The organism is Bacillus pfraonensis (genome assembly GCF_050768835.1).
Taxonomy (GTDB): Bacteria; Bacillota; Bacilli; order Bacillales; family Bacillaceae_G; genus Bacillus_A; species Bacillus_A pfraonensis.
The window spans coordinates 1-2,513 of sequence record NZ_JAHCDO010000082.1; the positions used below are offsets into that span (position 1 = coordinate 1).

Annotated in this window: 4 protein-coding genes; 3 read left to right on the plus strand and 1 reads right to left on the minus strand. The window is 35.9% G+C overall.

Annotation, left to right across the window (positions count from 1 at the left end):
* The 3 genes from KFD70_RS28955 to KFD70_RS28965 form a co-directional block, all read left to right on the plus strand.
* A partial coding sequence (locus tag KFD70_RS28955; protein ID WP_431613549.1) for a zinc ribbon domain-containing protein occupies window positions 1-250 on the plus strand: 250 nt, incomplete at its 5' end.
* Between the two features lie 166 nt (window positions 251-416).
* A complete protein-coding gene (locus tag KFD70_RS28960; protein WP_207996680.1) occupies window positions 417-1,088 on the plus strand; it encodes a Crp/Fnr family transcriptional regulator in 672 nt (223 codons plus the stop codon).
* Between the two features lie 74 nt (window positions 1,089-1,162).
* A complete protein-coding gene (locus KFD70_RS28965; RefSeq protein ID WP_017154573.1) occupies window positions 1,163-1,528 on the plus strand; it encodes a carboxymuconolactone decarboxylase family protein in 366 nt (121 codons plus the stop codon).
* 210 nt (window positions 1,529-1,738) lie between these two features.
* Here KFD70_RS28965 and KFD70_RS28970 read toward each other — a convergent pair whose 3' ends face one another.
* Window positions 1,739-2,281 carry an AAA family ATPase gene (locus KFD70_RS28970; RefSeq protein ID WP_336454652.1) on the minus strand — a complete coding sequence of 181 codons (543 nt, stop codon included), beginning with the start codon at window positions 2,279-2,281 and terminating at the stop codon, window positions 1,739-1,741.
* Window positions 2,282-2,513: the final 232 nt, after the last annotated feature.

The following is a 2,513-nucleotide window of genomic DNA, read 5'->3' on the forward strand; positions in this document are numbered from 1 at the left end:
ATTTCGAACGATGTTGGAATATAAAGCAAAATGGTATGGCAAACAAGTTGTTGTGGTATCTAAAACATTTGCTTCTAGTCAGTTATGTTCCAATTGTGGATACAAGAATAAAAACGTTAAAAATCTAATAATTCGTGAGTGGAATTGCCCTTCTTGTGGCACACATCACGATAGAGATAGGAATGCAGCGATCAACCTGAGAAACGAAGCAATTCGTCTCTTAACCGTAGGAACTACGGGGATAGCCTAATCCATTAGAGTTCGATAGAACTCTGTACTTAGGAATCTCCCACTTCAAACAGTCCGTAAGGACGTTAAGTGGTGAGTAGTTCAATAATCCGTTAAGCAACAAAAAAGTTGTTTAATTTACCATAAAGTCGTTTAAACATGGATTTAATAAAGATTAGGAGGAACAAATGATCAGTAAACTAAATCAAGTTATAAAATGTTTCCCTTGCCTGTCCTCTATTGAAGCTAAGGAATGGAATAGAACTGATATTTCTATAGTGCAAGTTCCAACCACTCCTGTAGCTTTTGCAAGGGGGCATCGCTTACACCATGCTATTTTTATTTTGGATGGCTGTGTACGCATTTATAGGGTTGGAGAAAATGGCAGGGAGATAACCCTCTATCGGGTTCAGAGCGGCGGCGTTTGTTTAATGATGATAGCTAGCATATTGGGTGATTTAGATTATGAGGCTTTTGCCGCAGTCGAAAGTGATGTTGAAGCCTTAATCATACCGGCCGAAACTTTTCGGAACTGGATACATACATACGATTCGTTAAGCAGATTTATATACGGATTATTTATTCGTAAAATGTCAACTGTGACTCAGCTTGTAGAAGAAATTGCTTTTAAAGGGATAGACGATCGGATTGCAGATTATCTCATTAAACATACCTCTCTGTATTCCGACGAGATAATCATAACCCACGAGAAGTTGTCTATTGAGTTAGGTACAGCACGGGAAGTTGTTAGCCGAACACTAAAGAAGTTCGAGAAGGAGGGACTTCTTACTTTACATCGCGGAAAAATCGTAAACATCCAACGAAAGGCTCTACAACAAAAATTTAGCCGTTTTCTGTGATATAGTTACAGAAATCCTCCTCTTTCAGATTATATGATAATGGGGACAATATTCATTAAGGAAGGAAGATCCCCATGGAAAATCTAAACGGTCTTTACAAAGGAGACGATATTCTTTATCGAAATTCTTATTTAAAACGAATTAATGAGCTTATAAAAATGGCACCAGCATCCTCAAAAGCTTTTTTAACATTTGAGAAGGAAGCGTTTGTATCTGGATTAATACCAACGAAAACAAAGGAACTTATTGCGATTGCGGTGGCTCATACGACTGGTTGTCCCTATTGTATTGATGTTCATGTAAACAAGTATAAGAAATATGGGGGAACTATGGAAGAGGTTTTGGAGGCAATTATCGTTGCATCTGCAGTAAAAGCCGGAGCAGCCTTGAGTCACGGTGTAAATGCCTTAAATGCGTATGAGAAAAACAATATGCTATAGTATATAGTGAAGTATCTTACATTAAAAATTAAATGTAGTGTAGTGTTTCTAAAATAAACTATAGTCATTAAACATAGCAAAAATCCCTGATTTCAATCAAAAAGCAGGGATTTTTTCCATTTTAATGCACTTAGGGAAATGAATAAACTATTATTGCTTATTCATAAAAAGCCCGTTAGAACATTAACGTTGCACCCTATGTAATTGGTCCTATCGACTTGAAATTACCTCGTATATTTTATCTCCAACTTTAGATACTGATAGTGTGCCATCCACAATGATGTCCGAATTCGGTTTAATGGTCTTTAGCATTTCAAGATAGCCCCGCCTACCTTGTGAAATGTAGTTTTCCATTTCAATCAAAATACTTTCATTAGAACTATTTCTAAAATCTCTTATTACTCGACGTGCCATTGCAATATCTAATGGAGTATCAATAAACACAGTTAAATCAATCAATTTACTTGTTTTAGAGTGTTTATAAGCAAACGGAAAATCAAGCAAAATGTAATCTAAAGGTTCAGAGAGTAATCCTTTTAAATCTCTAATTAAGGGAGCTAAGTTCCATTCGTCATAATTAGCTCCCTTATCAACCCAATCAATAATGTCATTAGGACCATCAAAATCATAGTCATCAAAAAATAGTGTTTTAGAATTATGTAATCTTTCGTTTAAATGTTTTGCAATTGTTGATTTCCCTCCACCAGAGACTCCAGCAATGGCAATAACAAGTGGTAGCTTTTCTTTATTCATAACATTCGCCCCTATTTTTAAATGGTCTTCTTTTAGAAACCTGCCCCGTTATTTCAATAACATAGGTTCTTGTACTTCTTGGGGTCCCGCCACACATCCATCAACTTAAGGATTTGGACTATTCTTGAAGTTAAAAGCACGTTACCATTCTCTTATATTAATGAGAAAGGGTGACGTGCTTTTTATGAATATGCATCAAAAACAAGAGTTGTCTTTATTTGCCGAAGAGTTA

What these genes read in the sequence shown, in the direction of transcription:
- KFD70_RS28960 (WP_207996680.1), top strand. Translation starts at nt 417, where the DNA reads ATGATCAGTAAACTAAATCAAGTTATAAAATGTTTCCCTTGCCTGTCC.
- KFD70_RS28970 (WP_336454652.1), bottom strand. Translation starts at nt 2,281, where the DNA reads ATGAATAAAGAAAAGCTACCACTTGTTATTGCCATTGCTGGAGTCTCT.
- KFD70_RS28965 (WP_017154573.1), top strand. Translation starts at nt 1,163, where the DNA reads ATGGAAAATCTAAACGGTCTTTACAAAGGAGACGATATTCTTTATCGA.